This is a genomic window from Pseudomonas sp. C27(2019), assembly GCF_008807395.1.
Classification (GTDB): Bacteria; Pseudomonadota; Gammaproteobacteria; order Pseudomonadales; family Pseudomonadaceae; genus Denitrificimonas.
The window spans coordinates 436,258-460,713 of sequence record NZ_CP043320.1; the positions used below are offsets into that span (position 1 = coordinate 436,258).

The 24,456-nt window shown below is 48.2% G+C and carries 25 protein-coding genes; 16 read left to right on the forward strand and 9 right to left on the reverse strand.

Annotated elements, in window-relative coordinates:
- Positions 1–192: 192 nt before the first annotated feature.
- The 3 genes from FXF61_RS02090 (at position 193) to FXF61_RS02100 (ending at position 2,236) form a co-directional block, all read left to right on the forward strand.
- Positions 193–1,254, forward strand: a complete 1,062-nt coding sequence (locus FXF61_RS02090; RefSeq protein WP_218571828.1) for an AI-2E family transporter — start codon at positions 193–195, stop codon at positions 1,252–1,254.
- A gap of 77 nt (positions 1,255–1,331) precedes the next feature.
- The gene (locus FXF61_RS02095) at positions 1,332–1,946 is read left to right on the forward strand and encodes a hypothetical protein (RefSeq protein ID WP_151183714.1); all 615 of its coding nucleotides are present in this window, start codon (positions 1,332–1,334) and stop codon (positions 1,944–1,946) included.
- 44 nt (positions 1,947–1,990) lie between these two features.
- Complete coding sequence (locus FXF61_RS02100) at positions 1,991–2,236, forward strand: Rho-binding antiterminator (RefSeq protein ID WP_151183715.1); 246 nt, start codon at positions 1,991–1,993, stop codon at positions 2,234–2,236.
- Positions 2,237–2,301: 65 nt separating this feature from the next.
- On the opposite strand, the gene FXF61_RS02105 is transcribed toward FXF61_RS02100, so the two are convergent.
- Genes FXF61_RS02105 through FXF61_RS02115 form a run of 3 tightly spaced genes read right to left on the reverse strand, consistent with a single transcriptional unit; the run spans position 2,302 to position 4,719 of the window.
- Entirely contained in the window at positions 2,302–3,258 is a 957-nt protein-coding gene (locus tag FXF61_RS02105; protein ID WP_151183716.1) for a biotin-dependent carboxyltransferase family protein, read from the reverse strand.
- A 2-nt stretch (positions 3,259–3,260) separates the two neighbouring features.
- Positions 3,261–3,971, reverse strand: coding sequence for a 5-oxoprolinase subunit PxpB (pxpB, locus tag FXF61_RS02110; protein ID WP_151183717.1), 711 nt, complete (start codon positions 3,969–3,971; stop codon positions 3,261–3,263).
- Entirely contained in the window at positions 3,955–4,719 is a 765-nt protein-coding gene (locus FXF61_RS02115; RefSeq protein WP_151183718.1) for a 5-oxoprolinase subunit PxpA, read from the reverse strand. Before FXF61_RS02115 ends, pxpB begins: the two co-directional genes overlap by 17 nt.
- Positions 4,720–5,095: 376 nt before the next feature.
- Here FXF61_RS02115 and FXF61_RS02120 point away from each other — a divergent pair, with 376 nt between their 5' ends.
- Entirely contained in the window at positions 5,096–6,025 is a 930-nt protein-coding gene (locus tag FXF61_RS02120; RefSeq protein WP_151183719.1) for a patatin-like phospholipase family protein, read from the forward strand.
- Positions 6,026–6,117: 92 nt separating this feature from the next.
- Here the strand turns inward: FXF61_RS02120 and FXF61_RS02125 are convergent, their stop codons facing one another.
- Positions 6,118–7,347, reverse strand: a complete 1,230-nt coding sequence (locus FXF61_RS02125; protein WP_218571829.1) for an MFS transporter — start codon at positions 7,345–7,347, stop codon at positions 6,118–6,120.
- A gap of 499 nt (positions 7,348–7,846) precedes the next feature.
- Between FXF61_RS02125 and FXF61_RS02130 the strand changes: the two genes are divergently transcribed.
- A complete protein-coding gene (locus FXF61_RS02130; RefSeq protein ID WP_151183720.1) occupies positions 7,847–9,619 on the forward strand; it encodes a phage tail sheath subtilisin-like domain-containing protein in 1,773 nt (590 codons plus the stop codon).
- Between the two features lie 72 nt (positions 9,620–9,691).
- Here the strand turns inward: FXF61_RS02130 and arfB are convergent, their stop codons facing one another.
- Complete coding sequence (arfB, locus tag FXF61_RS02135) at positions 9,692–10,105, reverse strand: alternative ribosome rescue aminoacyl-tRNA hydrolase ArfB (protein WP_151183721.1); 414 nt, start codon at positions 10,103–10,105, stop codon at positions 9,692–9,694.
- Between the two features lie 214 nt (positions 10,106–10,319).
- On the opposite strand from arfB, the gene FXF61_RS02140 reads away from it, so the two are divergent.
- From FXF61_RS02140 to ilvD, 4 genes are all read left to right on the forward strand, one after another.
- Positions 10,320–10,742, forward strand: a complete 423-nt coding sequence (locus FXF61_RS02140) for a DUF3429 domain-containing protein (RefSeq protein WP_178087239.1) — start codon at positions 10,320–10,322, stop codon at positions 10,740–10,742.
- Positions 10,743–10,750: 8 nt separating this feature from the next.
- The gene (locus tag FXF61_RS02145; RefSeq protein ID WP_151183723.1) at positions 10,751–11,047 is read left to right on the forward strand and encodes a 4a-hydroxytetrahydrobiopterin dehydratase; all 297 of its coding nucleotides are present in this window, start codon (positions 10,751–10,753) and stop codon (positions 11,045–11,047) included.
- A 166-nt stretch (positions 11,048–11,213) separates the two neighbouring features.
- Positions 11,214–11,519, forward strand: a complete 306-nt coding sequence (locus FXF61_RS02150) for a YkgJ family cysteine cluster protein (protein WP_151183724.1) — start codon at positions 11,214–11,216, stop codon at positions 11,517–11,519.
- Positions 11,520–11,653: 134 nt separating this feature from the next.
- Positions 11,654–13,336: a dihydroxy-acid dehydratase gene (gene ilvD / locus FXF61_RS02155; RefSeq protein WP_151183725.1), complete on the forward strand. Its 1,683-nt coding sequence runs from the start codon at positions 11,654–11,656 to the stop codon at positions 13,334–13,336.
- 89 nt (positions 13,337–13,425) lie between these two features.
- Here the strand turns inward: ilvD and FXF61_RS02160 are convergent, their stop codons facing one another.
- On the reverse strand, positions 13,426–13,839 hold the full coding sequence (locus tag FXF61_RS02160) for a carboxymuconolactone decarboxylase family protein (protein WP_151183726.1): 414 nt from the start codon (positions 13,837–13,839) through the stop codon (positions 13,426–13,428).
- Positions 13,840–14,037: 198 nt separating this feature from the next.
- On the opposite strand from FXF61_RS02160, the gene FXF61_RS02165 reads away from it, so the two are divergent.
- From FXF61_RS02165 to tyrP, 3 genes are all read left to right on the forward strand, one after another.
- Positions 14,038–14,235, forward strand: coding sequence for a CPXCG motif-containing cysteine-rich protein (locus FXF61_RS02165; RefSeq protein WP_151183727.1), 198 nt, complete (start codon positions 14,038–14,040; stop codon positions 14,233–14,235).
- Between the two features lie 30 nt (positions 14,236–14,265).
- On the forward strand, positions 14,266–14,841 hold the full coding sequence (locus FXF61_RS02170) for a DUF1415 domain-containing protein (protein ID WP_218571830.1): 576 nt from the start codon (positions 14,266–14,268) through the stop codon (positions 14,839–14,841).
- 285 nt (positions 14,842–15,126) lie between these two features.
- The gene (tyrP, locus tag FXF61_RS02175; protein ID WP_151183728.1) at positions 15,127–16,335 is read left to right on the forward strand and encodes a tyrosine transporter TyrP; all 1,209 of its coding nucleotides are present in this window, start codon (positions 15,127–15,129) and stop codon (positions 16,333–16,335) included.
- Positions 16,336–16,339: 4 nt separating this feature from the next.
- On the opposite strand, the gene FXF61_RS02180 is transcribed toward tyrP, so the two are convergent.
- Positions 16,340–16,780 carry a YkgJ family cysteine cluster protein gene (locus FXF61_RS02180; RefSeq protein ID WP_151183729.1) on the reverse strand — a complete coding sequence of 147 codons (441 nt, stop codon included), beginning with the start codon at positions 16,778–16,780 and terminating at the stop codon, positions 16,340–16,342.
- A 312-nt stretch (positions 16,781–17,092) separates the two neighbouring features.
- On the opposite strand from FXF61_RS02180, the gene FXF61_RS02185 reads away from it, so the two are divergent.
- The gene (locus tag FXF61_RS02185; RefSeq protein WP_151183730.1) at positions 17,093–17,635 is read left to right on the forward strand and encodes a hypothetical protein; all 543 of its coding nucleotides are present in this window, start codon (positions 17,093–17,095) and stop codon (positions 17,633–17,635) included.
- A 290-nt stretch (positions 17,636–17,925) separates the two neighbouring features.
- Positions 17,926–19,464: a triacylglycerol lipase gene (locus tag FXF61_RS02190; protein WP_151183731.1), complete on the forward strand. Its 1,539-nt coding sequence runs from the start codon at positions 17,926–17,928 to the stop codon at positions 19,462–19,464.
- Between the two features lie 101 nt (positions 19,465–19,565).
- On the opposite strand, the gene FXF61_RS02195 is transcribed toward FXF61_RS02190, so the two are convergent.
- Together FXF61_RS02195 and FXF61_RS02200 are read right to left on the reverse strand one after the other, a co-directional pair.
- Entirely contained in the window at positions 19,566–20,738 is a 1,173-nt protein-coding gene (locus tag FXF61_RS02195; RefSeq protein WP_151183732.1) for an RtcB family protein, read from the reverse strand.
- 99 nt (positions 20,739–20,837) lie between these two features.
- Positions 20,838–21,245 (reverse strand): TraR/DksA family transcriptional regulator, encoded by a 408-nt coding sequence (locus tag FXF61_RS02200; protein ID WP_151183733.1) that lies wholly within the window; start codon positions 21,243–21,245, stop codon positions 20,838–20,840.
- A gap of 432 nt (positions 21,246–21,677) precedes the next feature.
- On the opposite strand from FXF61_RS02200, the gene FXF61_RS02205 reads away from it, so the two are divergent.
- On the forward strand, positions 21,678–22,280 hold the full coding sequence (locus FXF61_RS02205) for an HPF/RaiA family ribosome-associated protein (RefSeq protein WP_151183734.1): 603 nt from the start codon (positions 21,678–21,680) through the stop codon (positions 22,278–22,280).
- Positions 22,281–22,532: 252 nt separating this feature from the next.
- Positions 22,533–24,359, forward strand: a complete 1,827-nt coding sequence (ftsH, locus tag FXF61_RS02210; protein ID WP_151183735.1) for an ATP-dependent zinc metalloprotease FtsH — start codon at positions 22,533–22,535, stop codon at positions 24,357–24,359.
- The last annotated feature ends 97 nt before the right edge of the window (positions 24,360–24,456 follow it).

The following is a 24,456-nucleotide window of genomic DNA, read 5'->3' on the forward strand; positions in this document are numbered from 1 at the left end:
CGCTAGATGTTTTACCCTCTCCCGCAAAATGAAAACGAACAAGCAAAGGCGTTACTGTCTATTGTGGCTTTCTAGTGTTATTTTGATCAGGCGCTCTCTGTAATGCACACTGAATTCCATCATAGGGTACTGCTATATTTAGCTTTCGGATGTACTACAGATAGCCTTTTAATATTTAATTAAAAGAGTTATATGATTCTTATGGCACCAGTCGATTATAAAAGCGGTATTTTTAAAGCATTGTTAATTGTTGCAGCGCTATTTGTTGTGCTTGCAGGATTAAAAACAGCCGCTGGCATTTTAGTGCCTTTTTTATTGTCTTTGTTTATAGCAATTGTTTGTCACCCGATCGTTAAGAAAATAGAAAGTTTTAAAATACCAAAGCCACTGGCCGTGGTTGTGGTCATCGTTGTTTTTGTAACGGCTGTTATTTATATAGCGGGCTTGGTGGGTCGCTCATTGCTTGAGTTATCGCAGTTGCTGCCAGAGTATATAGAGCAGCTAAGAGATAAGTTTGCTTGGGTTATTGATAAATTAGCAACATTTAATATCATTCTCTCAAGAGAGCTCTTTGCGGAGTATTTTAATCCTGCTGTGGCAATGAGGCTGGCAGCAGATATGCTCAGTGGTTTGGGCGGTGTAATGACTAACCTGTTTCTAATCACGATCACTGTCATTTTTATGCTATTTGAAGCCTCTTCCTTGCCTAGAAAAGTATATTTAGCATTAGACAACCCTGACGTTAAAATGCAGCAAGTTCATCGTTTTTTATCATCTGTTAATCATTACTTAGCAATAAAAACATTAGTGAGTATTGCGACAGGTGCCAGTGTGTCTTTAATGCTCTGGGCGGTGGGGTTAGATTTCTATTTGTTATGGGGTGTCTTGGCTTTTTTACTGAATTATATTCCTAATATTGGTTCAATCATTGCTGCAGTGCCTGCGATATTATTAGCCATATTACAATTGGGTTTAGCGCCTGCGAGTTTTATTGGTTTAGGTTACTTAGCCATTAATGTGGTAATGGCAAACCTAATTGAACCGCGTTATTTGGGTCGAGGATTAGGAATATCAACATTAGTGGTGTTCTTATCGTTAGTATTTTGGGGCTGGTTGTTAGGTAGCGCTGGAATGCTACTGTCAGTGTTATTAACCATGGTTATTAAAATAGGTTTAGAAAGCTCACAAGAAGGGCAGTGGTTGGCGATTTTGTTGTCCGGTGATGTCGAAAAAAAGCGAGCAGATAAGGCTTAAGGCTTACGCCGCGTGCAGGGTAAGTCTTAGCTTGGCAGGCAACGCCAGCGCTAGCTGATTATCAAATAGGCGGAATTATGTTATTTCACTATGTAAAAACACGAAAACGCCAAGCAATACATCTTGCTATAAATATACTCATCCTACCGCTTCTTCTTTATATGTTTCACTATACCCTCAAAGATGAACCTAATTTTGAGCAAATATATGTAATTGTAGAGAAAGTCACAATAGTCATTGTAATACTTCTGGTTGGGCTGTTAATTTGGTTTCTGAAAAGCAAAGAGCAGTTCGAAATATATGTCACGGATAATAAGCTTTATAGTTATCATCCCGTTTTTAAAGAGTGGTGTTTTAGTGTTAACCCAAAAGATATTGTGGAAATAGAACATCAACTTAGTATGGGGGCGGGATCCATGACAAATATAAATGTTCACTTAAACAATGGGCAAAAACATCAGGTATGTCAAAATTATTCTTTTTCTCGTGAAGAATTATATTCTGCACTGCAAAGGGCAAATCCAAAGATTAAATTACCAGATGACGCAAATCTATTTAAGCATAAGCTGAGCAGAGCGGAAGATGAATACATTTCGACTCGGTTTCCTGTAGCTACAAAAATAATTAAATCTGTATTTAAAATACGACCTAATAAAACAAACCGATCCGACGACAACAACCAGCATGATTGATGAGAGGTATTGCCTCGTCGGAAAATGCTCAAATGAGGTATACCATGCTTACCTGTGATCAGCATGACTACATAGAAATCGTCTGTACCTTTCGCTACCCGATTAAGTTGACTATGAAGTCGGGTATGGTTATGGATTGTGTTGCCCTAGATACAGCACGCAATGAAAACAGCGATGAATGCATTAAGGTTGCTGTAAATAGCATTGAACACTGGGTCGTTTTAGCTGATATCTCAATGTTGGAAGTCTGTGTTGATAATCCGCATTTTCACAGGCTTTCTTTTGGTTAGAGTGGCTAAAAAATAGACTGCCTCACAGCTTAAAAGAGTCATTATTTTGCCTGCCAAGTTCGGTGTTACCCACTTGGCTCAGCATGAGCAAGCTGTTTTAAAAAACTAAGGTGCTGCTTATAAGCACGCTCGGCAGGAATGGGCCTAAAAGTCACTTGTTGTCCTGGTAAACACTGGGCTAAACGTGCGCAGGACAATGGCGTTAAAGTGCCAAGCCGTGGGTAGCCACCAATGGTTTGTCGGTCGTTCATTAAAACAATGGGCTGGCCATCAGGGGGAACCTGGACAGCGCCTAGCACTAAGCCTTCAGATATCATGTTCTTGATAGAGCAGGTTAATACAGGGCCGTTCAGACGTATGCCCATCCGGTCCGAGCGGTTATCGATGGCCCAGCTTTGATTAAAAAATTTGAACAGGCTCTCGCCGCTAAAATATTCTGCTTGAGCTCCAAGGATAAGGTCTAATACGGCTGGTTGTGAGTAATCAAACTTTTCTATCTCAGGGGTTTGTCTTGTCTCCATAGGGTGCTCAGTAACAGTCTGTTGCACATACAGCATGTCGCCTGCTGTAAGAGGTTTTCCATCACCGCAATGGCCGCCGAGTTGCTCTCGGACAACGCTTGATAAGCTGCCCAGTATGGGCTTGCCCTGAAAACCACCAAGTACAGCGAGATAAGCGCGCAGCCCGCTTCGAGGCCTTAAAAATTCAAGTGTTTGCCCTGCACTTATTTGTCCAGCTGCCCAGTTTTCGATGGCTTTTCCATCGATTGACGCACCCAGATCAGCTCCGGCCAGTGCAAAGTAGAGATCTGCAATGGCTTCCAGCTGCAAACCGCTAAAGGTGATTTCCAGTGCTGCAGTGTTCCATGGGTTGGCAAGCATAGCGTTGGCCCAAGCCCAAGCATGCAGGTCGATGGCGCCGCCCTGAGTGATGCCAAGGTGACGCACACCAAAGCGTCCGGCATCCTGCAGTGACGTTAATGGACCAGCCTGAATGACTTTAAAAGCGCTTTTAAACGTCATAATCAGGTGTCCTCCTGTGGTGTGGGATCGCCGCCTAAACGGAGGAACTCTTGCTTGGTAATGGGCAGCATTTGCACGCGATCACCCACCTGAAAATAACTCATCTGCTCGCGGCTGCGATCAAATAAAGTGAGCGGTGTGCGACCGAGTAAATTCCAACCGCCGGGAGACTGTGCTGGATAGGCCGAAGTCTGGCGTCCGGCCACCGCGACACTGCCTGCATAAACACGGGATCTGGGTGTTGCCAGACGAGGGGCGTCTAGTCGTGCATCGACCGAGCCCATGAAAGCAAAGCCCGGCGCAAAACCCAACGCAAATACTTTATAGATTGTGGCTGTATGCCATTCAATTAATTGCTCTACGCTTAAATTGTTACGTGTGGCGAGGTGTAATAAATCGGGGCCAACGCTTGCTTCATACCAGACCGGAAGCTGTTTTAATGGTCCTTCTTCAATCGCTTCGCTTTGGCCAAACTCTGCTAGCAAACCTTGTAACTTGAGTAGCGCTTGCGCCGGTGTCATCTGTAAAAGATCAAACTCCACCAGCAGTGTCGTGTAGGACGGCGTTAGGTCAATGAGTGCAGCGCCAAAGGCGTGTTCCGATTGCCGTGCAAGCGCCATGATTGGTGTGAGGTTGGCGTCATCAATCTGTTCGAATAAGCGCACCAGCCATGCGCTGATCCCTGCGTTTTCAATTCTAGGCAGAGTAATCATTGCCGTTTCCATTATTTAAAGCTGTGCGAATGGCTTTCGCTGCTAGTATCGATGCCTGGTTGTCGCCATGCACACAGAGGGTGTCCGCCTGCAGTGTAATGTCTTTACCTTCAACTGAGCGGATGGCTAAGCCCCGTGCAAATTTGATAGCTTGCTCGACAATGACAGCCTGCTCTTGATGCACAGCGCCTTGCTTGCCTCGAGCAACAAGGGAGCCGTCTTGATGGTAGTTGCGGTCAGCAAAGACTTCGAACCATAGGCTCAAATCATGTTGCTGGGCTAGAGCCTGAATAGCTGCGCGATTGTGCAAGGCAGGCACAACGAGAATTAAATTTGGGTCAAACGCAGCCACGCCGCGCATCACTGCAGCCAATAACTCATGATTTTTAGCCATATCATTATAGAGGGCGCCGTGCGGCTTCACGTAGTGGAGTGAGACGCCTTCTGCCCTGCACATGGCTGCCAGTGCGCCAATTTGATAGAGCATGAGGTTCTCCACTTGCTGAGGTGTGCAGGTCATTGATCTGCGGCCAAAGCCAAGCAGATCTGGGTAGGCTGGGTGTGCGCCAATGGTCACCCCGTGTGCTGCTGCCAGTTGCACCGTCGCACGCATGGTGTCGGGTTCGGAGGCGTGAAATCCGCAGGCAATATTTGCCAAGTCTAGCAGTGGCATCAAAGCGTTGTCGTTGCCCATGGTCCAAGGGCCTAGACTTTCGCCCACGTCAGCATTGAGTCGTAATTTAGCCACGTTTTTCTGCTCCTTTTTATTGCTGATTTAACAGCAGCTTTGCTGCTTAATTATTGTCCAGTTTACCTGAGCTGCTTGCCTTTGTAGGGCGAGTGTTGAGTTGAGGTTCAGTCGTTTGTATTCCAACAGAATAGTGTATTCATGAGTAGCGTACGCTCTAGCAAAGCAGTGGCACGTAAATGGGAAAGCTGGTCTAGCCACGGCGGAGGCTGTCTACAGAAAATCGTATGCGATCTTTAGCGTGCCGCGCGCAGTTCAAATCATGCTTTAATGGCCTAGCCTGCACCTTAATACTATTGGTCTGCTGCTGTCTTGTCTGTAAGTCAACAACAGATAGCAGCTAACCGTTATGCAGTACAAGCTAGGAGGTTTAACCATGGAATCACCAATTGCCAGCGGCCTACGGATGTTAGCAAAAGCTGTGGTAGGTGACGCCGACAGCCCAGCACCTAGGCCCACTATTGGGCTGGCGCTGGGTTCAGGCGGTGCCAATGGTCTGGCTCATATTGCCATTCTTCAGGTGTTCGATGAGCTGGGCATTGTGCCGGATTGTATTGTTGGTAGCAGCATTGGCGCAGTGATTGGTGGTTTGTATGCTGCAGGCCTATCGGCTAAACAGATACGGGGCATCTTTGATGCTGTTGCCGGCTCGCCGCTGGATGCTCTTACGGGCTTGGCTAAGTCCGATGTGAAGCTGGCCGACCTTATACGCTTTGGACGACGTGGTGCAGGATTGCTCGACTCGCGTGGCTTTATGCGCTTTTTAGCTACGCATACCGATGTTAGAGACTTTGCAGAACTGCGTATCCCGCTGAGGGTGGTAGCCACCGACTACTGGACAGCAGATAGCGTGACTCTCGCTGATGGTGATCTGTTTGCCGCGATAGAAGCGAGTATGGCGGTACCTGGGTTGTTCATGCCCGTACGTCAGGGCGAGCAACTGCTGATTGATGGTGGCACCTCAAACCCGCTGCCCTTCGATCTATTACAGGGCGAGGTTGATCTGGTTATTGCCGTGGATGTTTCGGGTAATCATCAGGTTGATCAGGGGCAAGAGATCGGACTGAGCGACATGCTGTTTACCAGTTTCAAAATCATGCAGCAGGCGATCACTCGGCAAGCGCTGCGTCACCAGCCTCCTGATATTCTGCTTAGTCCGCAAGCTCCAGGTGTGCGTTTGCTGCACTTTCATCGTATCAACGAGATACTGACCTATGCTGAGCCTACCGCTGCAATGCTACGCGAGTTGCTTGAGGGCTCGCTGATCAACTCGCGAAGTGACACTGAATGCTCGCAGACTGTCTAGCTGACGCCCTGCCTAGCAGTGAAGCGAGTAAACCGCCAATGATGGCCGCAGCATCTAAAATTATCAGGCTAGCGCAGCAGTTTTATTCAAGGTCAGCGACGCTGGTTAATTGTTACCAGCATGCCTTTGTCGTTAATTTCCAGTCGCCGCTGCCGCCCAGCCAGCAGTGCCATAGAGGCGGCAAAGGTTAAAATCGTCAGTAACAACCAAGTAATGCCTTGGATACCAATATCAGCATCAATCATCAGGCCGACAACCAGTGGGCCCACTGCGGCAAGGGTATAGCCGCCACCTTGGACCAGCGCCGATAGTTCACCAGCAATCTTGGTATTACCGCTGCGCAGTACAATCAGTGTTAGAGCAAGGCTGAATGAGCCGCCTTGACCAAGACCGAGCAGTATTGCTCCAAGCCAGCGCAGTGAGGCAGGTCCAAGTAATAACACCCATAAGCCGATGCCAACTAGGCCGAGTATGGCGATCAGTGCGGGTCGTTGATCTTTGCTCATGCGTGCTAGCCAGGGTGCTGTAATGGCCGATATCAGCTGTGTCAATATCGAAGCAGCCATCAGCCAACCCGCTTCGTGTTCACTGTAACCTTGTTTAACTAACAGCGTGGGTAACCAGCCAAATACGATATAAGCGAGAGAAGATTGGCTGCCCATTAGAAGCATGACTTGCCAAGCAAGAGGCTGGCGCAGTAGCGCGCGGGCATGACCCTTTGAGGTTTTATGCTGTCGATCGGGCGCTGGTTGCGGCATCACCCACCACCATGCAAACAGGGCAGTCAGGGCGAAACTTGTCCACGACATTAAACTGAGTGACCAGCTGTCCAGCGCATCGGCTAATGGAATGCTGAGCCCAGCACCCAAAGCGCCACCGAGACAGAGCGCCATGGTATAGACACCGGTCATTAAGTCAGCACTATCAGCCAGTTCACGTTTGACCAGCGCGGGCAATAAAGTGCCAAGCACGCCAATCGCCGCACCAATCAGCAGGGTGCCGATAAACAAAGCAGTAGCGCTGCTCAGGCCGCGTAGCGCAAGGCCGGCACTTAAAATAATAAGGCCTAGCGCAAGACTGCGTTCTATACCCAACCGCCGCGCCAGCCAGGGTGCAGATGGAGCAAATAAGCCAAGGCAAAGTACTGGCAGTGTGGTCAATAATGAAAGTATCAGAACCGACAGCTCACCTTCACTTTCTATGCGCGGTAGCAGTGGGGCGAGCGATGATAGAGCAGGGCGCAAATTTAGGCCGACCAATACCATCAAGAGAATAAATTTTAGCCGATTTGGACTGGTTCGATTGTGGGTGATTGGCAACATACTGCTCTATTAGCTCCTTATGCTTAAGCTAGTGGACAGTAGACCACGAGTGGACCACGTAAACTTAGAGGGTGGTTGTTGTAACTAGGTCATGAAATGAAGTTGAAACATGGCTGAGACATTAGCAGCTTTCTGAAGCGGCTGCTGTAATCTGATTTTGCTAGCATTGAGTCTCGAATCAGAGCTGTGATTCATACTAAACAGTTTAAGGTGTGATGTGTGGCTTTAAAACTTATCTTTGCTGACAAAACAACCGATGCGCTTAAGCATTTTTTAAAACCCCACTCGCCGCGCTTGACGATTTAAGTCGTTACCGTGAGTAATGAACTAAAAACGACTAGCCAGTTTTAGTAGCAGTCGATATTGTCAAACTTGATGACACAAGTGTCCGATCAATCTGGCGGCCTTGTGTGCAAGCGAGCGCTGCAGCTGTCTTGCATTGATGGAGCGATAGCCAAACATTTCTCGCTACCGAATGCTTAAAAAGGGAGATGCTGACATGCCTAACGACCTTAGCCCCGGTGTTTATCTCGAAGAAGTGCCCACTGGCCACAGAGCAATACACGCAGCCGCTACATCCATTGCTGGGATGGTAGGCATGACCGAGCGCGGGCCAGTTAATCAGCCAATTCTAGTCAGCAGTCAAGGTGAGTTCTCACACGCTTTTGGTGGGCTGCTGAATCCATTGCAGTACGCTGCGGGACGCGATGCTCTGCCCTATGCGGTGGAAGGTTTTTTTGTTAACGGTGGAATGCAGCTTTATGTGGTGCGGGTCGTGGGTGAACATGCGGTCGAGGCGACTTTGCACATCAATGCACAGGATGCTTTGCTTGAAACGCTACCCATGTTGAGGGTTCATGCCCGCTATCCGGGCGTCTGGGGTGACAGTCTGCGAGTGACATTGCACTCCAACACGCTTATTGAGAGCAAAGTCAGGGCAGCAGCGAGTGCGAATGACACCACTGTGGCGCTCGATAGTGCGATTGGATTGCTCTCTGGAATGCATGTGAGCATCGATCATCGCCTCAGCCGGCTCGTTACTGGCGTCGATACAGCTGCAGGTACAGTCACGTTTAGCCAAGTCCATGCAGAGAAGCTGACAGCTGATATGTGGGTGCGTTGTCAGGAATTTACCTTGACGGTTGATCGAATAGAAAATGGCAAGGCTGTGGAAAGTGAGACGTTTGAGCGCCTGTCGATGATTGAGGAACACCCCCGTTATGTCCTGAAAGTTATCGGCAGTTGGGATGTAACAGCTGGGGCGCCTTCAGTTTCGGGAGCGTCAAGTTTAATCCGCGTTGAGAATCTTACGAATGCTAACACTCGAAATTTGCCGCTGATCAGCCCAGTGAGCGGTTTTCTAGGCGGTGGTAACGATGATGTTGGCGGTGTTAGCAACGAGAGTTATTGTGGTGTTGCATCCGATAACCCGATGCAGCGCACGGGTATTTTTGCGCTGGAGAATGAGCCGACAATCTCAATTGTAGCAGTGCCTGGTCAGACCTCGGTTATGCTGCAAAAGGCGCTCATCGCCCATTGTCAGCGCATGCGCTACCGTTTCGCGGTACTGGATACGCCGATTGCTGCGGATTTGGCGGCGGCGCGTGCTCACCGGCAAAACTTCGATAGCACGCACTGCGCACTCTATTATCCAGCACTTGTACGTGCCGACAGTTTCGGAGCACTAAATGGTAGGCGTGTCATCTCGCCTTCGGGGCATGTGCTGGGCGTGTACGCCCGCACTGATATCGCCCGCGGAGTGCACAAAGCACCGGCAAATGAAGCGGTACAGGGCATTCTGGCGTTTGCTACCCAGCTTGATAATAAGGCACAGGCTCTTCTTAATCCGATCGGTCTGAATTGTTTTCGCGACTTTCGTTCTGAAAATCGAGGCTTGCGCGTTTATGGCGCGCGGGTTGCGACTTCGGATCCAGAGTATAAATATATTAATGTCCGCCGACTGTTACTGATGATCGAGCAGTCACTTGAAATCGGGCTGCAATGGACATTGTCCGAGGCGAACAATCGGGTGCTGTGGAACACAGTGAAGCAGTCAGTTATCGTTTTTTTGAGCGACATTTGGCGCTCAGGCGCACTGGCAGGGCAAAAGCCCGAAGAAGCGTTTTTTGTCAATGTTGGTTATAACCAAACCATGACCCAAGAGGATATGGATAAAGGTCGCTTACGCGTCGAAATCGGTGTTGCTCCGCTAAAACCGGCAGAGTTCGTTATCGTTAGAAGCACACACAAGACTCGAGAGGCGCAGGCTTAATTCGCATTTTGTCCAGCCTTTGAAACATTGCTGCGATGAGCAGGCTTGGCTGCTACTGGTTTTATAGCCGGCTTAAAATTCAACCTTGCCGCGCAATGATTTTGTTCGGCCACGCTGGGTTTTTTGGTCGGTGCGTTTGCGTTGAGCACTCTTGCTCGGCTTAGTGGGTCTGCGGGTTTTGCTGATGTAGGTGGCCTCTATTATAAAGGCCTGTAAACGCTGCAAGGCATCAAGCTTGTTTTTCTCCTGAGTGCGAAACTGTTGTGCTTTAATGATCAAGACGCCGTCTTTGCTAATGCGGCTGTCTTTGCTTGCTAGTAGACGCTGTTTGTGAAAGTCGCTCAAACTTGAAGCGTTGATATCAAAGCGCAGATGGATGGCAGATGAAACCTTGTTAACATTTTGCCCGCCTGCACCTTGCGAGCGTATCGCGCTCATGTCGACCTCATGCTCTTCAAGGCTGATGCTGTTGCTGATATAAATCATGGCAGATCTTTGTGTTAAGTCATCTATATTGGTTGTTCATCATAAGCCATTAGTAAGCAGACTGTTAGCCTGGGCAAACTACGATAAAGTACGCTGCATAAACTTTGCGTGTTGCAATCCGTTATTTCACCGCCAGCTGAGCTTTACCCATGCTGGGCAGTGACACGCAAAGCTCGCCTAACCTAAAAACTCCGCTGAATGTGGTGCTATGACTATGAACCAATCAAGCTTGATCAAACTGCTGACTTATCTCGGTGCAACGCCATTCTTTTTAGCCATTGGCCTGGGTTGGTCGAACCAATCCTTTTTAGGTGTTGATGCTAGGCAATGGTTTGTAAGCTATGGCTTAGTGATCTTAAGCTTTATGGCAGGTACTTTATGGGGGCAAGTGATCAATGAGAGCCTTAAAGTAAAGCGCATTGCCTTGGCGACCAACGCTATAACGCTGGCGGCTTGGTTTGCATTTTTATTGGCCGCTACGCCAATTGTATTGATCATCAGCGCGCTGGGGTTTATTGCGCTGTATGTGCTTGAGTCAAGCGTGATGAGCGCTGTGCAGCGACCGGCTTACTATCTGGGTTTGCGCTTAAGAGTGACTGCGCTAGTGGTGCTTGCACATGCAATTATGATTTTTTAGAGGTGAATATGATTAAAAAACTGACTCAAAGTGAGATAGAGACTGCGCTGCAGGCACTGAATGCAGAGACTGATACAGTTTGGAGCATTAAGGCGGACACGCTGCATAGGGCGTTTAAGTTTGCTGATTTTGTTGCCGCTTTTGGCTTTATGACACAAGTCGCCATGCTGGCAGAGCGAGCCAATCATCACCCTGAGTGGTCTAATGTCTATAACAACGTGGTTATCAACCTCACCACGCATGATGCTGGTGGTATTTCGAAGAGAGATTTTGAGCTGGCCGAAGAAATCTCAAAATTAATCTAACAAAGCACAGGACTACGCTCATACCCAAGCAGCTCGGAGTGTGGGCTAAAGCCTGCTCTTTAGCTGTATTACTTGATCATCAAACTCTGACGCGAAACCACCTAGCAAAAGACTTTCAGCGTATGATCGGTCTAAGCCAAATTCTGCAGTTAACCCAAGAGACACTATGAGCGCTATTAGCATCCACAACATCACTGAAACTGAAGTCACCTGTGCAAGTTGTCGAGCCTGTTGTTGCCGCTTAGAGGTGATGATCATCAGTGATACAGGCGTTCCCGATGAGCATATTGCTGTCGATAAATGGGGCGCTGAAACCATGTTGCGCTTAGATGATGGCTGGTGCTCGGCGATAGACCGTGAAACATTTATGTGTACGATTTATGAAAACCGGCCATGGATTTGTCGTGAGTTTGAAATGGGTTCCTACGAGTGCCGTAATGAAAGGATCGCGCTTAATATAGTTTCGCGCTGAAGTGTTTTTGAAATTCAGTACATTCTCACCACACCACACCACACCACACCACACACAGTGTTTATGCTCTCTCAGTATGCTTAGCCGTTATTTGAGTCTATAGTTGACTAAAATACTGCGCTATTGGAGGCGATATGATTAAAGAAGACGATACAGGCAGAAAATACTCGGCTATTTTGGTCGATGGTATTCAAAAAGCCCCAGCCCGCTCAATGCTGCGTGCCGTCGGATTTGAAGACGCAGACTTCAAACGCCCACAAGTGGGTATTGTCTCCACTGGCAGCCAAGTTACACCCTGCAATATGCACATTGATGGTTTAGCTGCTGAAGTCGCTAAAGGTGTATATCTGGCCGATGCCAAACCCATTGTTTTTAATACCATTACTATCTCTGACGGCATCGCCAATGGCTATCAGGGCATGAAATATTCCTTGGTATCGCGTGAAGTGATCGCCGATTCCATTGAAACCGTCAGCGGCTGCCAAGGCCATGATGCAGTAATTGCTATCGGGGGTTGTGATAAAAACATGCCTGGCTGCTTAATCGCTATGGCGCGTTTAAATCGCCCGGCATTGTTTATTTATGGCGGCACCATTCAACCAGGTAAAAATCATACCGATATTGTCTCTGTATTTGAGGCGGTCGGTGCCCATGCCCGTGGTGATATCAGCGAAGCAGAGGTGATCGCCATTGAAAAAACGGCGATTCCAGGGCCCGGTTCCTGTGGTGGCATGTACACGGCCAACACCATGGCCACGGCCATTGAAGCTTTAGGTATGAGCTTGCCCGGTAGTTCTGCGCAAGAAGCCATTTCTGCAGAAAAACGTAACGACTGCCTAAGCGCAGGGCAAGCCATTCGCTGGCTGCTGGATAATGATATTAAGCCCAGCGATATCATGACCCGCAAAGCCTTTGAAAATGCCATTACTGTAGTGATTGCCTTTGGAGGCTCGACCAATGCTGTGCTGCACTTATTGGCCATGGCCGATGCGGTCGGTGTTGAGCTGAATATTGATGACTTCACCGAAATCGGCAGACGCGTGCCAGTCTTGGCTGATTTGCGTCCATCTGGCCGATACTTGATGTCTGATCTAATTAAAATTGGCGGTATTGCACCGCTAATGAAGCGCTTGCTGGATAAGGGCTTGCTGCACGGTGATTGCTTAACTGTGAATGGTAAAACCCTCGCGGAAAATTTAGCTGATGTAGCCGATTATCCAGTCGAGCAAGAGATCATCATGCCATTCGACAAACCGCTGAAAGCGGACAGCCACCTGCGCATCTTACGCGGCAGCATTGCTCCTGGGGGTGCTGTGGCGAAAATCAGTGGCCAAGAAGGCACTCTGTTTACTGGGCAAGCACGGGTGTTTAACTCTGAAGAAACCTGTATGGCAGCTATTTTAGATGGCACTGTGGTGGCCGGTGATGTGCTGGTGATCCGTTACGAAGGCCCGAAAGGCGGACCAGGTATGCGCGAAATGCTCTCGCCAACCTCGGCCATTATGGGTCGTGGTTTGGGTAACGAAGTGGCGTTAATTACCGACGGGCGTTTTTCCGGTGGCAGTCATGGCTTTGTGGTCGGGCACATTACACCTGAGGCTATGGTGGGTGGGCCGATCGCGGTTATTGAAGATGGCGATACCATCACCATTGATGCACAAATCAATGAGATTAACTTAGGTGTTTCAGACGCTGAGATTCAAAAACGCCTAAGCGCATGGACAGCGCCAGAGCCAAATGTGCAGCGTGGCGTGTTAGCCAAGTACGCTAAAACTGTGGGTTCAGCATCTGAAGGTGCGATTACTGATAGGTTTTAACAGGCTTAAGGTTTACGAGCGGGTATGACTGTTCAGCTCACATAAGCCAAGAACAACAAGCGCAGCGCCGCTAAGGGCTGCGCTTTTCTCTATTTAAAAGCTGAAGTATCAACGGTTATGCCTTGCTCGCTAAAGATCTCTTTCGCGACTGTTAAAGCGCCCAATACACTGGGGAAACCGGTGTAGGGGATCAGGTGCATAATGCAGCCGATGATTTCTTCGGGGGTTAAACCGACGCTTAGGCCTGTTTTGATATGCATGCCGATTTGCGGCTTGCCTTGGGCAACCAATGCGGTAATGGTGGTCAATACCTTTTGTTTGTTATCCAGCCCAGGGCGTGAATAGATTCCAGCAAAAGCAAACTCAACAACATATTTCGTTAAGTCCGGGGCAATATCTTTAAATGCTTCGCCGATGTCCATGAAACCTGTTGGATTGTCATCCGGTGATGCGGTCAGTTCTTGGATTTTTTTGATGCCTTTTTGGTACAGATCATCTGCCATGTTGAACGTCTCCTTTTGTGTTGCGACTGTTTGGCTAAAGAGCGTGGTGCGGTAGTGCTCAATAGCTGCTGAGCAGCAGACTACCGAAAAGGTATGCGGTTTTATAGGGCAGGGTCTTAGGCAGTGGCCAACTCAAGTGTTTTATTCATACAAACGATGCTTCAATATATCGTGCATCCAATAAGGACATAAAAAACCATGAGCTTTTTAACTGAAGAAACAGTGTATTGCCCGTACTGCGGCGAACCCATTGAAGTGCTGCTCGACCCGCAAGAAGCAGGTCAGCACTATACTGAGGATTGTCAGGTATGCTGCAAACCGATTGTATTCAGTGTCACTGAAGATGCTATGGGCTCTTTGTCGGTGACGGTGCGTGATGAAAATGAAACCTACTAGCGGCCCTTTGCTGCTTTATCTGGAAAATATATGAACGATATATCCCAAATAGACGATTCCGTGAATGATGAGGCCGTCATTTTAGCCGTGCGCAAATGGGTGGAGACCTTTGTTGTTGGCATGAATCTGTGTCCATTTGCCAAACGTGAGTTGGTTAAAAATCGCGTGCGTTTTGTGAGCACTGCCGCGACAACAACAGAACAGTTGTTGACGGTGCTGCACGCTGAATTAGAGCGGCTTAATGCTGACCCGTCAGTAGAAACCACGCTCTTGATCCACCCAGACGTGTTACAGGACTTTTACGATTACAACGATTTTCTAAATGTTGCCGACAACTTGTTAGTGGATATGGCGCTGGAAGGCACCTATCAAATTGCCAGCTTCCATCCCGATTACCAGTTTGGCGGCACCCATCCAGAAGACGCCGAAAACTATACCAATCGCGCACCTTATCCGCTTCTGCATCTGCTGCGCGAAGAGAGTCTGGAGCAGGTGATTGCAGACTATCCTGATGTCGATGAGATTCCTGAGCGAAATATCGAGTTAATGAATAGGCTGGGAGCGGCCAAGTTACAAGCGTTGTTGCAGTCTTGCTCAGAGGAATAAGGCGACTGCGCTGCCTTTAAGTCGCATCGAACTCCCTGCGTATCAGCCATCATAAGTGGCATACTTTGCTGCGTACCAATATAGATCGAGCCTGATTGGATGCGTAGCAGTATCTTCTGCGTTCACCCCTACAGCACAGGGCTGATACGGCGTGCGGCTGCGTTGAGCACAGAGGGTGTTAAATGAATGCCGCATAAACTCTAGGATTGACGCATAATAGCCGCTTTTTAAACTGCTGTCTGAGCCTTATAGCGCCATTGCTCAGCGGCTAAAGTAGGTGAGTGTGTGAAAAACAGTACCTTTGGAAGTACCTTTATTGTCGCCGGCACTGCCTTAGGCGCAGGAATGTTAGCGATGCCACTGGCGACTGCCGGCATTGGCTTTGCTACCGCCTTGCTGCTGCTAGTGTGCTTGTGGATCATTATGAGTTACACCGCGTTGCTGTTGGTCGAAGCCTACCAGTACAACGATGCGCGGATGGGGCTTAGCTCTCTTGCTTACAAATATTTAGGCAGTCCAGGTCGGCTGTTGACCAGTTTAGCGATGCCATTTTTGATGTACGCATTGATCGCCGCTTATTTAGCGGGCGGTGGTGAGATTATTAGTGAGTCCTTAAATACCCTGCTGGGTTTACAGCTGCCAAGTTATGTTGGCGTGCTGTCGTTCGCCGTGATTGGTGGGGGTATTGTCTGTTTTGGTACGCACTCGGTGGACCTGATTAATCGTTTTTTATTCGCGACTAAAATCTTCTTTTTGGCCACCATGCTGATCTTGATGTTGCCGCATGTGCAGCAGGTCAACTTGTTGAGCATGCCGGTTAAGCAAGCGCTGTTGTTATCAGCGATCCCGATTGTATTTACCTCATTTGGCTTCCATGGCAGCGTGCCGAGTATCGTCAGCTATATGCATGGTGATACGGCTAAGTTGCGCAAGATTTTTATCATTGGCAGCGCCATCCCATTGCTGGTGTATGTTTTTTGGCAAATCGCAACCTTGGGTACGATTGGCTCGGGCACCTTTATAGGTATTTTAGCTGATGAGAGCGGCCTAAACGGTTTGCTGGCGGCAGTCAAAGCAGTGGTAGGCACTGCGCGGGTTGAGATGGCCGTGCGCCTCTTTGCAGCGTTGGCGTTGGCCACTTCGTTTTTAGGCGTGGCGCTGGGCTTGTTTGACTTTTTGGCTGACTTTTTCAAACTGAAAAACACCGTTAATGGCCGCCTGCAAACGGGTGCTATTACCTTTTTTCCACCGTTGTTGTTCGCGCTGTTTTACCCGAAAGGTTTTATTTTTGCGTTAGGTTTTGCTGCCATTGCTTTGTCGGTGTTGTCGTTATTGTTACCGGCTTTATTGGTTCACCAAACCCGCAAACAGCACACGGGCGGTTACCGTGTTTTTGGCGGTCAATTGGGTTTACTTTTGGTGTTTGTGTTGGGTATTGCCATCATTGCTATTCAATTGACGATTGTCGCTGGGCGTTTGCCGAACGTGGGTTAGATTTTTAGTAGATCGCCTTAACTTTGATGATATGCAAATGCCTTTCAGAGCGCGGCACGTGCTGCACATGAATAGCAGAAGGGCAGACAGTAATGCCTTCTTTGCGCATCTGGTCACGGTTTCCGGTTAATAACGGGTGCCACTCCGGCAGTGCTTCACCTCGATGAATGCGGCGGTAGGTGCAGGACTCTGGCAGCCAATCAAATTTAGGCACATTCTCTGGAGTAAGCTGACTGCAGTAGGGCACTTTGCTGAGTCGGTTAGTATAATCACTGCACCGACTTTGCTCTAAGTCGAGCAGGCCGCAAGCAATATTAAACACGGTGACCTGATCAGGCTCCACCTCGCGCACTAGACAGCATTGCCCGCAGCCATCACACAGCGCTTCCCATTCTTTGGCGCTCATCTCAGCCAGTTCGTAGTGTTTCCAGAATTCTTTGCGCATGCTGTGTTAACTCGCTGATTTGTGGTGGTGTCTTGGTATTAGACGACAACCAGCACACTTAGTCTATTTTGCTAGCTTTAATAGGGTTTCAGCCCGCTGTAATGCTGTGGACGTTGCCTCGTTGGCTTGTATGTATGTAGCCTTTACAGTAACGGCTGAGGAACTACGCCAAAATGCGAGTTAAAGCTGGCTTTATCGCAAGGTGGCTGAGCATGCTGCATTTAAGTTGTAGCCAAAAGGGATAAACACAATGGCACATTTGTACCTGTCATGCTGTAATACAGCCTATTTAAATATATTTAAGGATGCACAATGAGCGCCGTTATTGCTCGTCTTCGCAATACAGTTAAGCAAAATTGGGAATCAGCAGCCGTGGTAGCGCAAAAATCGGTTGTTTACACCTGTATGGGCGTGCTTTCAGTTTTTGCACTGACTGCTTGTACTCCCGCAACTGAGCAACAAAGAAACTTATCAGCAGCTATTTCGCATTTTTCTGATCAGAAATACCCAGAGTTTAAGTACACGTTTGTAAACTTGAATAATGATGGTGTGGATGATGCGATTGTTTTGCTACAGGGGTCGAGTTGGTGCGCTGCTGATGGCTGCGTGATGCTAGTTATGAGAGGCGTGGGTACGGGTTTTAGAGTTATATCGAAGAGCAAAGCAACGCTTGAGAATATTCGACTGACTGCAGCGCACAGTAATGGCTGGTTAGACATCATTGTGCACAGTGATGGGGCCGAGCGATTGCTGCAGTTTGATGGTATGAATTATCCATCGGATCCGTCTATCTTGCCTGCGGCTTCACAAGAGCAGGTTGATGCAGCGCAAATCGTCTTGCCTCGCGGTCAATGATTGTGTTTCGTTAACGTTAAAAAGCGCTTACATGCTATGGCTGCGAAGTTGCCAATAGATTATTTGAGCGTTTAGCAGATAGCCCTTTGCGTGCAGGCCTTGCAGTACAAAATATACGTATTGCAAAATCTGCTATGTCTCCATGGACAGTTGCGTGCATTAATTCTTAAAACGATTTTTATTAGTAAGCGTGCAGTGCAAACCGATCGTCATTTTCGTTTTATAGGTATTGTCAGATAGCCAGCTTTAGTTGTTTACTGCAGTTATGGATTAGCAGGAGTGCAACGACTATGAGCAGACCAATGCAAGCCCCTTATTATCCAATTATTTATGTGCGTGGCTTTGCTGCGACCATGTCGGAAATCGACGAGACCACAGCTGACCCTTATATGGGCTTCAACCGAGGCTCAAGCGTTCTGCGCCAGGATCACCAGCGCAAGCCCGTGTCCTTTATTTTTGAATCGCCCTTGTTACGCCTGATCAAAGACCATAACTACATTGATGCGTTTCAGGGCGGTGGCTACCTTGATGATCACGGCAATGTTCCTGCTCGTTCGGTCTGGGTTTTTCGCTACTACGAGCGGGCCTCCAATTTACTGGGCAGCGGCGAGCGGGTCAGTATGGAGCAGTTTGCGCTGGATTTGCGGCGTTTTATTTTGCGCGTACGTGATGCAACCTGTGGCGATGACCCTGATCGAAAGGCCGACTTTAAGGTGCACTTGGTTGCCCACTCAATGGGCGGCTTAGTCAGCCGCTGTTACCTGCAGAATATTTGTCGACATGGCGTGCCAGCAGGTTACGACGGCGAGGGTTTAGAGTTAACTAATGGCGCTGCTAGTCCGCATTATGTAGAAAAATTATTTACCTACGGCACGCCACATAATGGCATTGATGTGCTGGGTCTGAATGTGCCTGATCTGGGGCCGATTGATAAGTTCCATGTCTCGAACTTTGCGCAAAAACGGATGCGAGAGTATTTGAAAATCAGTAAAAAATCTGTTGCGGTCAATTCGCTGGACGGCGCTCTAGATCCTGATAAGTGCTTCTGTTTTGTTGGCTCGGACTATAAAGATTATGACGCTTTCTTTAAATTGTCTAAGCAGGTGACAGGGCCAGCCAGTGATGGCTTAGTGATGATGGCCAATGCTTATGTGGAAGATGCACCACGGGCAGTGAGTTACCGCAGTCACTCAGGGCATTTTGGTTTAGTAAACTCCGAGGCGGGTTATCAGAATCTAAGACGGTTTTTGTTTGGCTCGTTACGGATAACAGCCATGTTGCATGTTACTCAAGTGGATTTGCCACCTGGTGTACAGGCCAAGTATGACAATAAGGAAGAGGTCAGAGGCTCGTATTACTTTGATACCGTAACGCGTGTGCGAGCAGGGCCAAATTACGTTTTAAACGAGAGGCGCTACGAGCATAGTTCAGCGCTACTGCGTAGCTATGACGAGTTGATTAAGGACCAGAAGCCAGTCTATTTGTTCACCGGTTACCTCACCGAAATGGCTCGGCACGCTGCTGACTATGCACTGATGTTTAGTATTGATGTTGGTGTGCGTGTGCCGCTCTTCGAAGTCAATCGTAAATTTTGGTTTGATGAGCATTTCGAAGGTTTTATGTACCAAGAGCAAATCACTTTAGCGATACGCGATAAGACAATTCGCTACGGGCTTTCTCTCAAGGATGGTATTGGCAGTGCGCCTCACCAAGCTGAGATTATTGAAGAAAAGGGCCAGCGCCAGATTTATATCGTGCTTGGCACTGCAAGCAATGCACGGCCAGGCTTCCAGGGGCAATTGCAGCTTATTGTTGACGATTGGCAATAAGGGCGATTGCTTGGTTTAGTCGTATAGTGCGTTGCGATTGGCAGTTGCGGTTGCGCATTGATGTTTGTTTTCCGCAACTGCCAATGACTTTATGAGCCTGATTATCCTTTGACGACAGCCAGCGGTTGCAATTCAATTTGCACCTCGACCAAGTCTTTCTGGTTGCGCATGACTTCGTCAATATCTTTGTAAGAGCCGGGCGCTTCGTCCAGATCGCTACGGCCGCGGATAGAGTGTAAAACACCAAGCTCATCAAGTGCTTTGACTTCTTCCTCTAGATCCAATTCTTTGCGAGCTTGGGTGCGGCTCATAATGCGTCCAGCACCATGTGCGCAAGACTCGAAAGATAGCGCTTCACCTTTACCTTTGACTAGGAAGGAGCCGGTACCTTGCGAGCCGGGAATCATACCCCATTCGCCTTTTCGAGCCCGAGTAGCGCCTTTACGATGCACCATAACAGTCTCGCCAAAATGCTCTTCTTCAGCGGCAAAGTTGTGGGGTTTGTTGATGAAATGACTGAACTCGACTTCAGGTAGAGTCTCTCTAAAGGCTGTTTTGACTCGTTCCATCATGAGCTTACGATTGGCTAGAGCAAATTCAAGACAGTAGTCCATTTCATTTTTGTAGAGTTCGAAATACTTAGATGTTTCTGGAATATAGGCCAACTCAGTCGAAATATCTTCACCAGCGGCCTTGTTTAAGGCTTTTGCGACATCATTGTAATGATTGGCAACGGTGAAGCCGATATTGCGAGAACCGGAGTGGATCATAATCCAGATATAGCCGTCCGAACCTTTTTGGATTTCGATAAAGTGATTGCCGCCGCCCAGTGTGCCAATTTGATAGAGAGCGCTGTCGTACTCTTGATTGACAATGGGTAAAATACCCTTTCTTTTAGGCATCCAATCTTCACTTTGCTGCGACTTGTGGTGGTTAAAACCCACCGGAACGGTCTCACGAATAATGCCCATGATGCTTTTTAGATCATCTGTGTCGATATCCGTTAAGTTGGTCCGTAAAGAACACATGCCGCAGCCAATATCTACACCGACCGCGTTGGGGATAATGACGCCTTTGGTTGCGAGAATCGCTCCAATGGGCATACCAAAACCTTGGTGGGTATCGGGCATAATGGCGATGTGTTTAAAAGCAAATGGCAGGTTGGCAAGGTTACGAGCTTGCTGTAACGCGCCTTCTTCCACTTGATCTTCTTCTAGCCAAAGTAAAATGGGTATTCTTTCCGTTTCAATAATCGCTTTTCCGTTAGTGTGCATGACATCTCCATATATGCAGTTATTGATAGTGAAGTTAAAAGAGGCTGAACACAGGCTTGTTCAGCCCGCACCTAGTAATAAATCTATCTTATATGGTGGTTATCGGCCCGTATAAGGCGAGGGCGCCAGCTCCCTTTCGCGGATGACCTGACAGGAAAAACAGCGCTTAGCAGTTGGATAAGCATCCAGCCGTTTGTAACGCACAGGCTCGCCGCAGTCGGTGCATAGGCCAAACTTTCCGGTAGCAATGCGAACTTCAGCAGCAGCAATGTCACGAATCTCACCTACATCTCGGATCACTTCAGCTTCGGTGATATCGCGCAGTAAAGAGGCTGCAGCCTCATCACCAGAATCACCTGCTCCGCCGATAAGGTCGACATAATACTCGTTACGAGAGCGTGCAAGAACGTGACGAATTTCATCAAGTAAAAGATTTTTGCGAGCGTCAATTCGTTGCGCAAAGTGTTTGATCTGTTCTTGCGTTAAAGAGGTTTCAGCAGCAGTCATAACATTGTCCTCAAAAGGTTGCATGAGTGGGGTTTCGAGCTGTGTCGAGGCCTTGTGCTGGCGTATATGGTTTGATACTTAGGGCTGTCCTTGAGCATGACGCCCACAAGGCATTTACAGCTCAAAGGAAGGCAAGGGTATTGGCGAAGACTGGCTCTTATTAAATATTTAGACAACGGGAAAAAGGTTGAGTTCAATCTATATGTTTTTACATACTGTTTCAAATGTTGTTGCGTATTGCTGGTGAGTACTGAGCGTTGGACTTGGTTTAAAAAGCTGTCTATGCTGTTAACACTCATAAAGAGTTGTATTGTACTTTTTGCCTGCCGGTCTTGATTGGCAGTAGGTGTCAGCTTTTTCTTGAGAGTGAGCCGGGCGGATGCGCGGTTTACTGCTTTTTAGCTACGTCAATTTTTTCACATGAGGTGAATTATGCAGATACCTTTGGAAATTACTTTTAGAAACGCAAAGCGTTCCGATTCAGTGGAAGAAGTTGTGCGCGAGCGTGTTGATAAGTTAAAGCGTTATTTTGATCACATTATTTCCTGCCGAGTGACGCTAGATGTTCCTAACCGGACTCCGAGTTATGATGTTCTTAATCATTTAGTGAATATTGAAATCAGTGTTCCTGGAGAAGAGTTAGTTGTTTCTCGAGAGCCGAACGAGCACGATAATTTTAATGATATTTATATAACGATCCGTGATGCCTTTGATGCGGCTGAGCAACAACTACGAGGCTATGTGGGACGTTTGCAAGAGACGCCGCGAGTTGATGTTGAGGATACGCCCTATGCCGTGGTCAATAAAATGTTCTCCGATAAGGGCTATGGTTTTTTAATGACACCGGATGGTCGCGAAATTTATTTTCATGAGAATAGTGTGGCGCATCCTGGTTTTGATAAGCTCAATAAAGGCGATACTGTTCGCTTTGTTGAGGCGCAAGGAGATGAGGGGCCGCAAGCAAGTATGGTTAAGGGTTTGGGGCGTGATACTGCAAATATTTACCCGTCCCCTAAGCCAGAACTGCTTCAGTAACAAATGCTTATGATGTAAGTGAAATAATGCATCAAAATCCCTGGCCTATGGCTAGGGATTTGAGGCAGAGCTTGTAAGGTCAGCATGTTAGCTCTACATCATAACTGTCACATCTTATTCCTACTGTTCCCCGCAGCAAAATACATTGTCAAGCATGACAAGCGCCCCGTAGTTTAGAATACTTTATCTGGTACTGTGATTTTGCAGGCTCTCACTCTGCGAGCTGAGCACGTTGCTGAATGGAGAAGCGCCATGAACCGTGGAACCCAAATCAACCTTTGGTATGTTCTTTTTGCTGTTATGGGTGTGGTTTTACTGCGTGATATTTGGGTGCAGACCCAGACAGTTGAGTCGATCCCTTATAGTCAGTTTGAAGCCTATCTTGAGCAAGGTACCGTTGAAAGCGTTACGGTTGGCAGTGCCTCGATTAGAGGTACCTTTAAGTCAGCACAAAATGGTAAGACAGGCTTTGTGACCACGCCGGTTGCGCCTGAGTTGGCCGAGCGCTTGAATGAAACGGGTGTGACCTATGCAGGGGCGGTTGAAAACACTTGGTTCACTGCGCTGTTGTCTTGGGTTTTACCTGCGCTGATTTTTGTCGGCATCTGGCTATTCCTGATTCGTCGAATGGGTTCCAAAGGCGCTATGGGTGGGATGATGTCGATTGGCAAAAGCAAGGCTAAGGTCTATATCGAAAGCGATACCAACGTGACTTTCGATGATGTGGCGGGGGTTGATGAGGCCAAGGCTGAGCTGCAAGAAGTCATTGATTTTCTAAAGAACCCCAAAGAGTACGGCGTCCTCGGTGCGCGTATGCCCAAGGGTATTCTTCTGGTAGGGCCGCCGGGTACCGGTAAAACGCTGCTGGCGCGAGCAGTTGCAGGTGAGGCAGGGGTGCCGTTCTTTTCGATTTCCGGCTCTGAATTTGTGGAAATGTTTGTTGGTGTCGGCGCAGCACGCGTGCGTGATTTGTTTGAGCAAGCACGCAAGGCAGCACCTGCCATTATCTTTATTGATGAGTTAGATGCACTGGGTCGCGCACGCGGTGCAGCTACAGTACAAGGCGGCAATGAAGAGCGAGAGCAAACCCTGAATCAATTGTTGTCCGAGCTTGATGGTTTTGACCCCGGTGAGGGTGTGGTATTGCTTGCGGCAACCAACCGCCCAGAAATTCTTGATCCTGCACTGCTGCGTGCTGGTCGTTTTGATCGCCAAGTACTGGTGGATCGACCTGATCGTGCTGGCAGAGTACAGATTCTAAAAGTGCATATGAAAAAGATTGTGCTTGCCCCAGATATGGCGCTGGAAGATATCGCCGCGTTGACCACTGGGTTTTCAGGAGCTGATTTGGCTAACCTAGTCAATGAGGCTGCTTTGTTGGCAACGCGTAGGCGTGGCAAAGTTGTGACCATGGATGATTTTACCCATGCGATCGAAAGGATTGTTGCTGGGTTGGAAAAGCGCAATCGTCTGATTAACCCACGTGAGCGTGAGATTGTTGCTTATCACGAGATGGGACATGCCTTGGTCAGTATGGCGCTGCCAGGCGTGGATAAAGTGCACAAGGTTTCAATTATCCCTCGAGGTATTGGAGCGTTGGGCTACACTATTCAGCGTCCAACTGAGGACCGCTTTTTAATGACTGAAGCGGAATTGCGCGACAAAATTGCCGTGCTGATGGGTGGGCGTGCGGCAGAGCAACTGGTATTTGATCATTTTTCTACTGGTGCCGCTGATGATCTGGCACGCGCCACCGATATTGCACGTTCTATGGTTGCCCGTTATGGCATGGATGCACACTTGGGTGGCGTTAGCTATGAAGCAGAAAAACACAGCTTCTTGGGTGGCAATGCCCCTGCCTACTTTGAACGACGCTACAGTGAAGCAACTGCTGAGGCGCTGGATGCTGCAGTGCGTAATTTACTGCAGAATGTATCAGAACAAGCGCTTGATATCCTGACCAATAACCGTGACGTTCTAGAAACGGCAGCAAAGCGTCTGCTGGAGGTAGAAACGCTAGATGAAATTGAACTGCAGGCGTTAACCGTTGGTTTGCGTTCCGCTGCGCCGAATAAATAGGAGCAGGCAGCTAGCAGTGGCCATTCTGGGCTCGCTAAGTCTTAGTAAGTGTTATTGCTCATGCTTTAGATATTGGCTTGGTTGTGCGCGGAGTGCA

Excerpts from the sequence above, each read along its gene's own strand:
- FXF61_RS02090 (WP_218571828.1), top strand. The coding sequence starts at position 193 with ATGATTCTTATGGCACCAGTCGATTATAAAAGCGGTATTTTTAAAGCA.
- FXF61_RS02095 (WP_151183714.1), top strand. The coding sequence starts at position 1,332 with ATGTTATTTCACTATGTAAAAACACGAAAACGCCAAGCAATACATCTT.
- FXF61_RS02100 (WP_151183715.1), top strand. The coding sequence starts at position 1,991 with ATGCTTACCTGTGATCAGCATGACTACATAGAAATCGTCTGTACCTTT.
- FXF61_RS02105 (WP_151183716.1), bottom strand. The coding sequence starts at position 3,258 with ATGACGTTTAAAAGCGCTTTTAAAGTCATTCAGGCTGGTCCATTAACG.
- pxpB (WP_151183717.1), bottom strand. The coding sequence starts at position 3,971 with ATGATTACTCTGCCTAGAATTGAAAACGCAGGGATCAGCGCATGGCTG.
- FXF61_RS02120 (WP_151183719.1), top strand. The coding sequence starts at position 5,096 with ATGGAATCACCAATTGCCAGCGGCCTACGGATGTTAGCAAAAGCTGTG.
- FXF61_RS02125 (WP_218571829.1), bottom strand. The coding sequence starts at position 7,347 with ATGTTGCCAATCACCCACAATCGAACCAGTCCAAATCGGCTAAAATTT.
- FXF61_RS02130 (WP_151183720.1), top strand. The coding sequence starts at position 7,847 with ATGCCTAACGACCTTAGCCCCGGTGTTTATCTCGAAGAAGTGCCCACT.
- arfB (WP_151183721.1), bottom strand. The coding sequence starts at position 10,105 with ATGATTTATATCAGCAACAGCATCAGCCTTGAAGAGCATGAGGTCGAC.
- FXF61_RS02140 (WP_178087239.1), top strand. The coding sequence starts at position 10,320 with ATGAACCAATCAAGCTTGATCAAACTGCTGACTTATCTCGGTGCAACG.
- FXF61_RS02145 (WP_151183723.1), top strand. The coding sequence starts at position 10,751 with ATGATTAAAAAACTGACTCAAAGTGAGATAGAGACTGCGCTGCAGGCA.
- FXF61_RS02150 (WP_151183724.1), top strand. The coding sequence starts at position 11,214 with ATGAGCGCTATTAGCATCCACAACATCACTGAAACTGAAGTCACCTGT.
- ilvD (WP_151183725.1), top strand. The coding sequence starts at position 11,654 with ATGATTAAAGAAGACGATACAGGCAGAAAATACTCGGCTATTTTGGTC.
- FXF61_RS02160 (WP_151183726.1), bottom strand. The coding sequence starts at position 13,839 with ATGGCAGATGATCTGTACCAAAAAGGCATCAAAAAAATCCAAGAACTG.
- FXF61_RS02165 (WP_151183727.1), top strand. The coding sequence starts at position 14,038 with ATGAGCTTTTTAACTGAAGAAACAGTGTATTGCCCGTACTGCGGCGAA.
- FXF61_RS02170 (WP_218571830.1), top strand. The coding sequence starts at position 14,266 with ATGAACGATATATCCCAAATAGACGATTCCGTGAATGATGAGGCCGTC.
- FXF61_RS02180 (WP_151183729.1), bottom strand. The coding sequence starts at position 16,780 with ATGCGCAAAGAATTCTGGAAACACTACGAACTGGCTGAGATGAGCGCC.
- FXF61_RS02185 (WP_151183730.1), top strand. The coding sequence starts at position 17,093 with ATGAGCGCCGTTATTGCTCGTCTTCGCAATACAGTTAAGCAAAATTGG.
- FXF61_RS02190 (WP_151183731.1), top strand. The coding sequence starts at position 17,926 with ATGAGCAGACCAATGCAAGCCCCTTATTATCCAATTATTTATGTGCGT.
- FXF61_RS02195 (WP_151183732.1), bottom strand. The coding sequence starts at position 20,738 with ATGCACACTAACGGAAAAGCGATTATTGAAACGGAAAGAATACCCATT.
- FXF61_RS02200 (WP_151183733.1), bottom strand. The coding sequence starts at position 21,245 with ATGACTGCTGCTGAAACCTCTTTAACGCAAGAACAGATCAAACACTTT.
- FXF61_RS02205 (WP_151183734.1), top strand. The coding sequence starts at position 21,678 with ATGCAGATACCTTTGGAAATTACTTTTAGAAACGCAAAGCGTTCCGAT.
- ftsH (WP_151183735.1), top strand. The coding sequence starts at position 22,533 with ATGAACCGTGGAACCCAAATCAACCTTTGGTATGTTCTTTTTGCTGTT.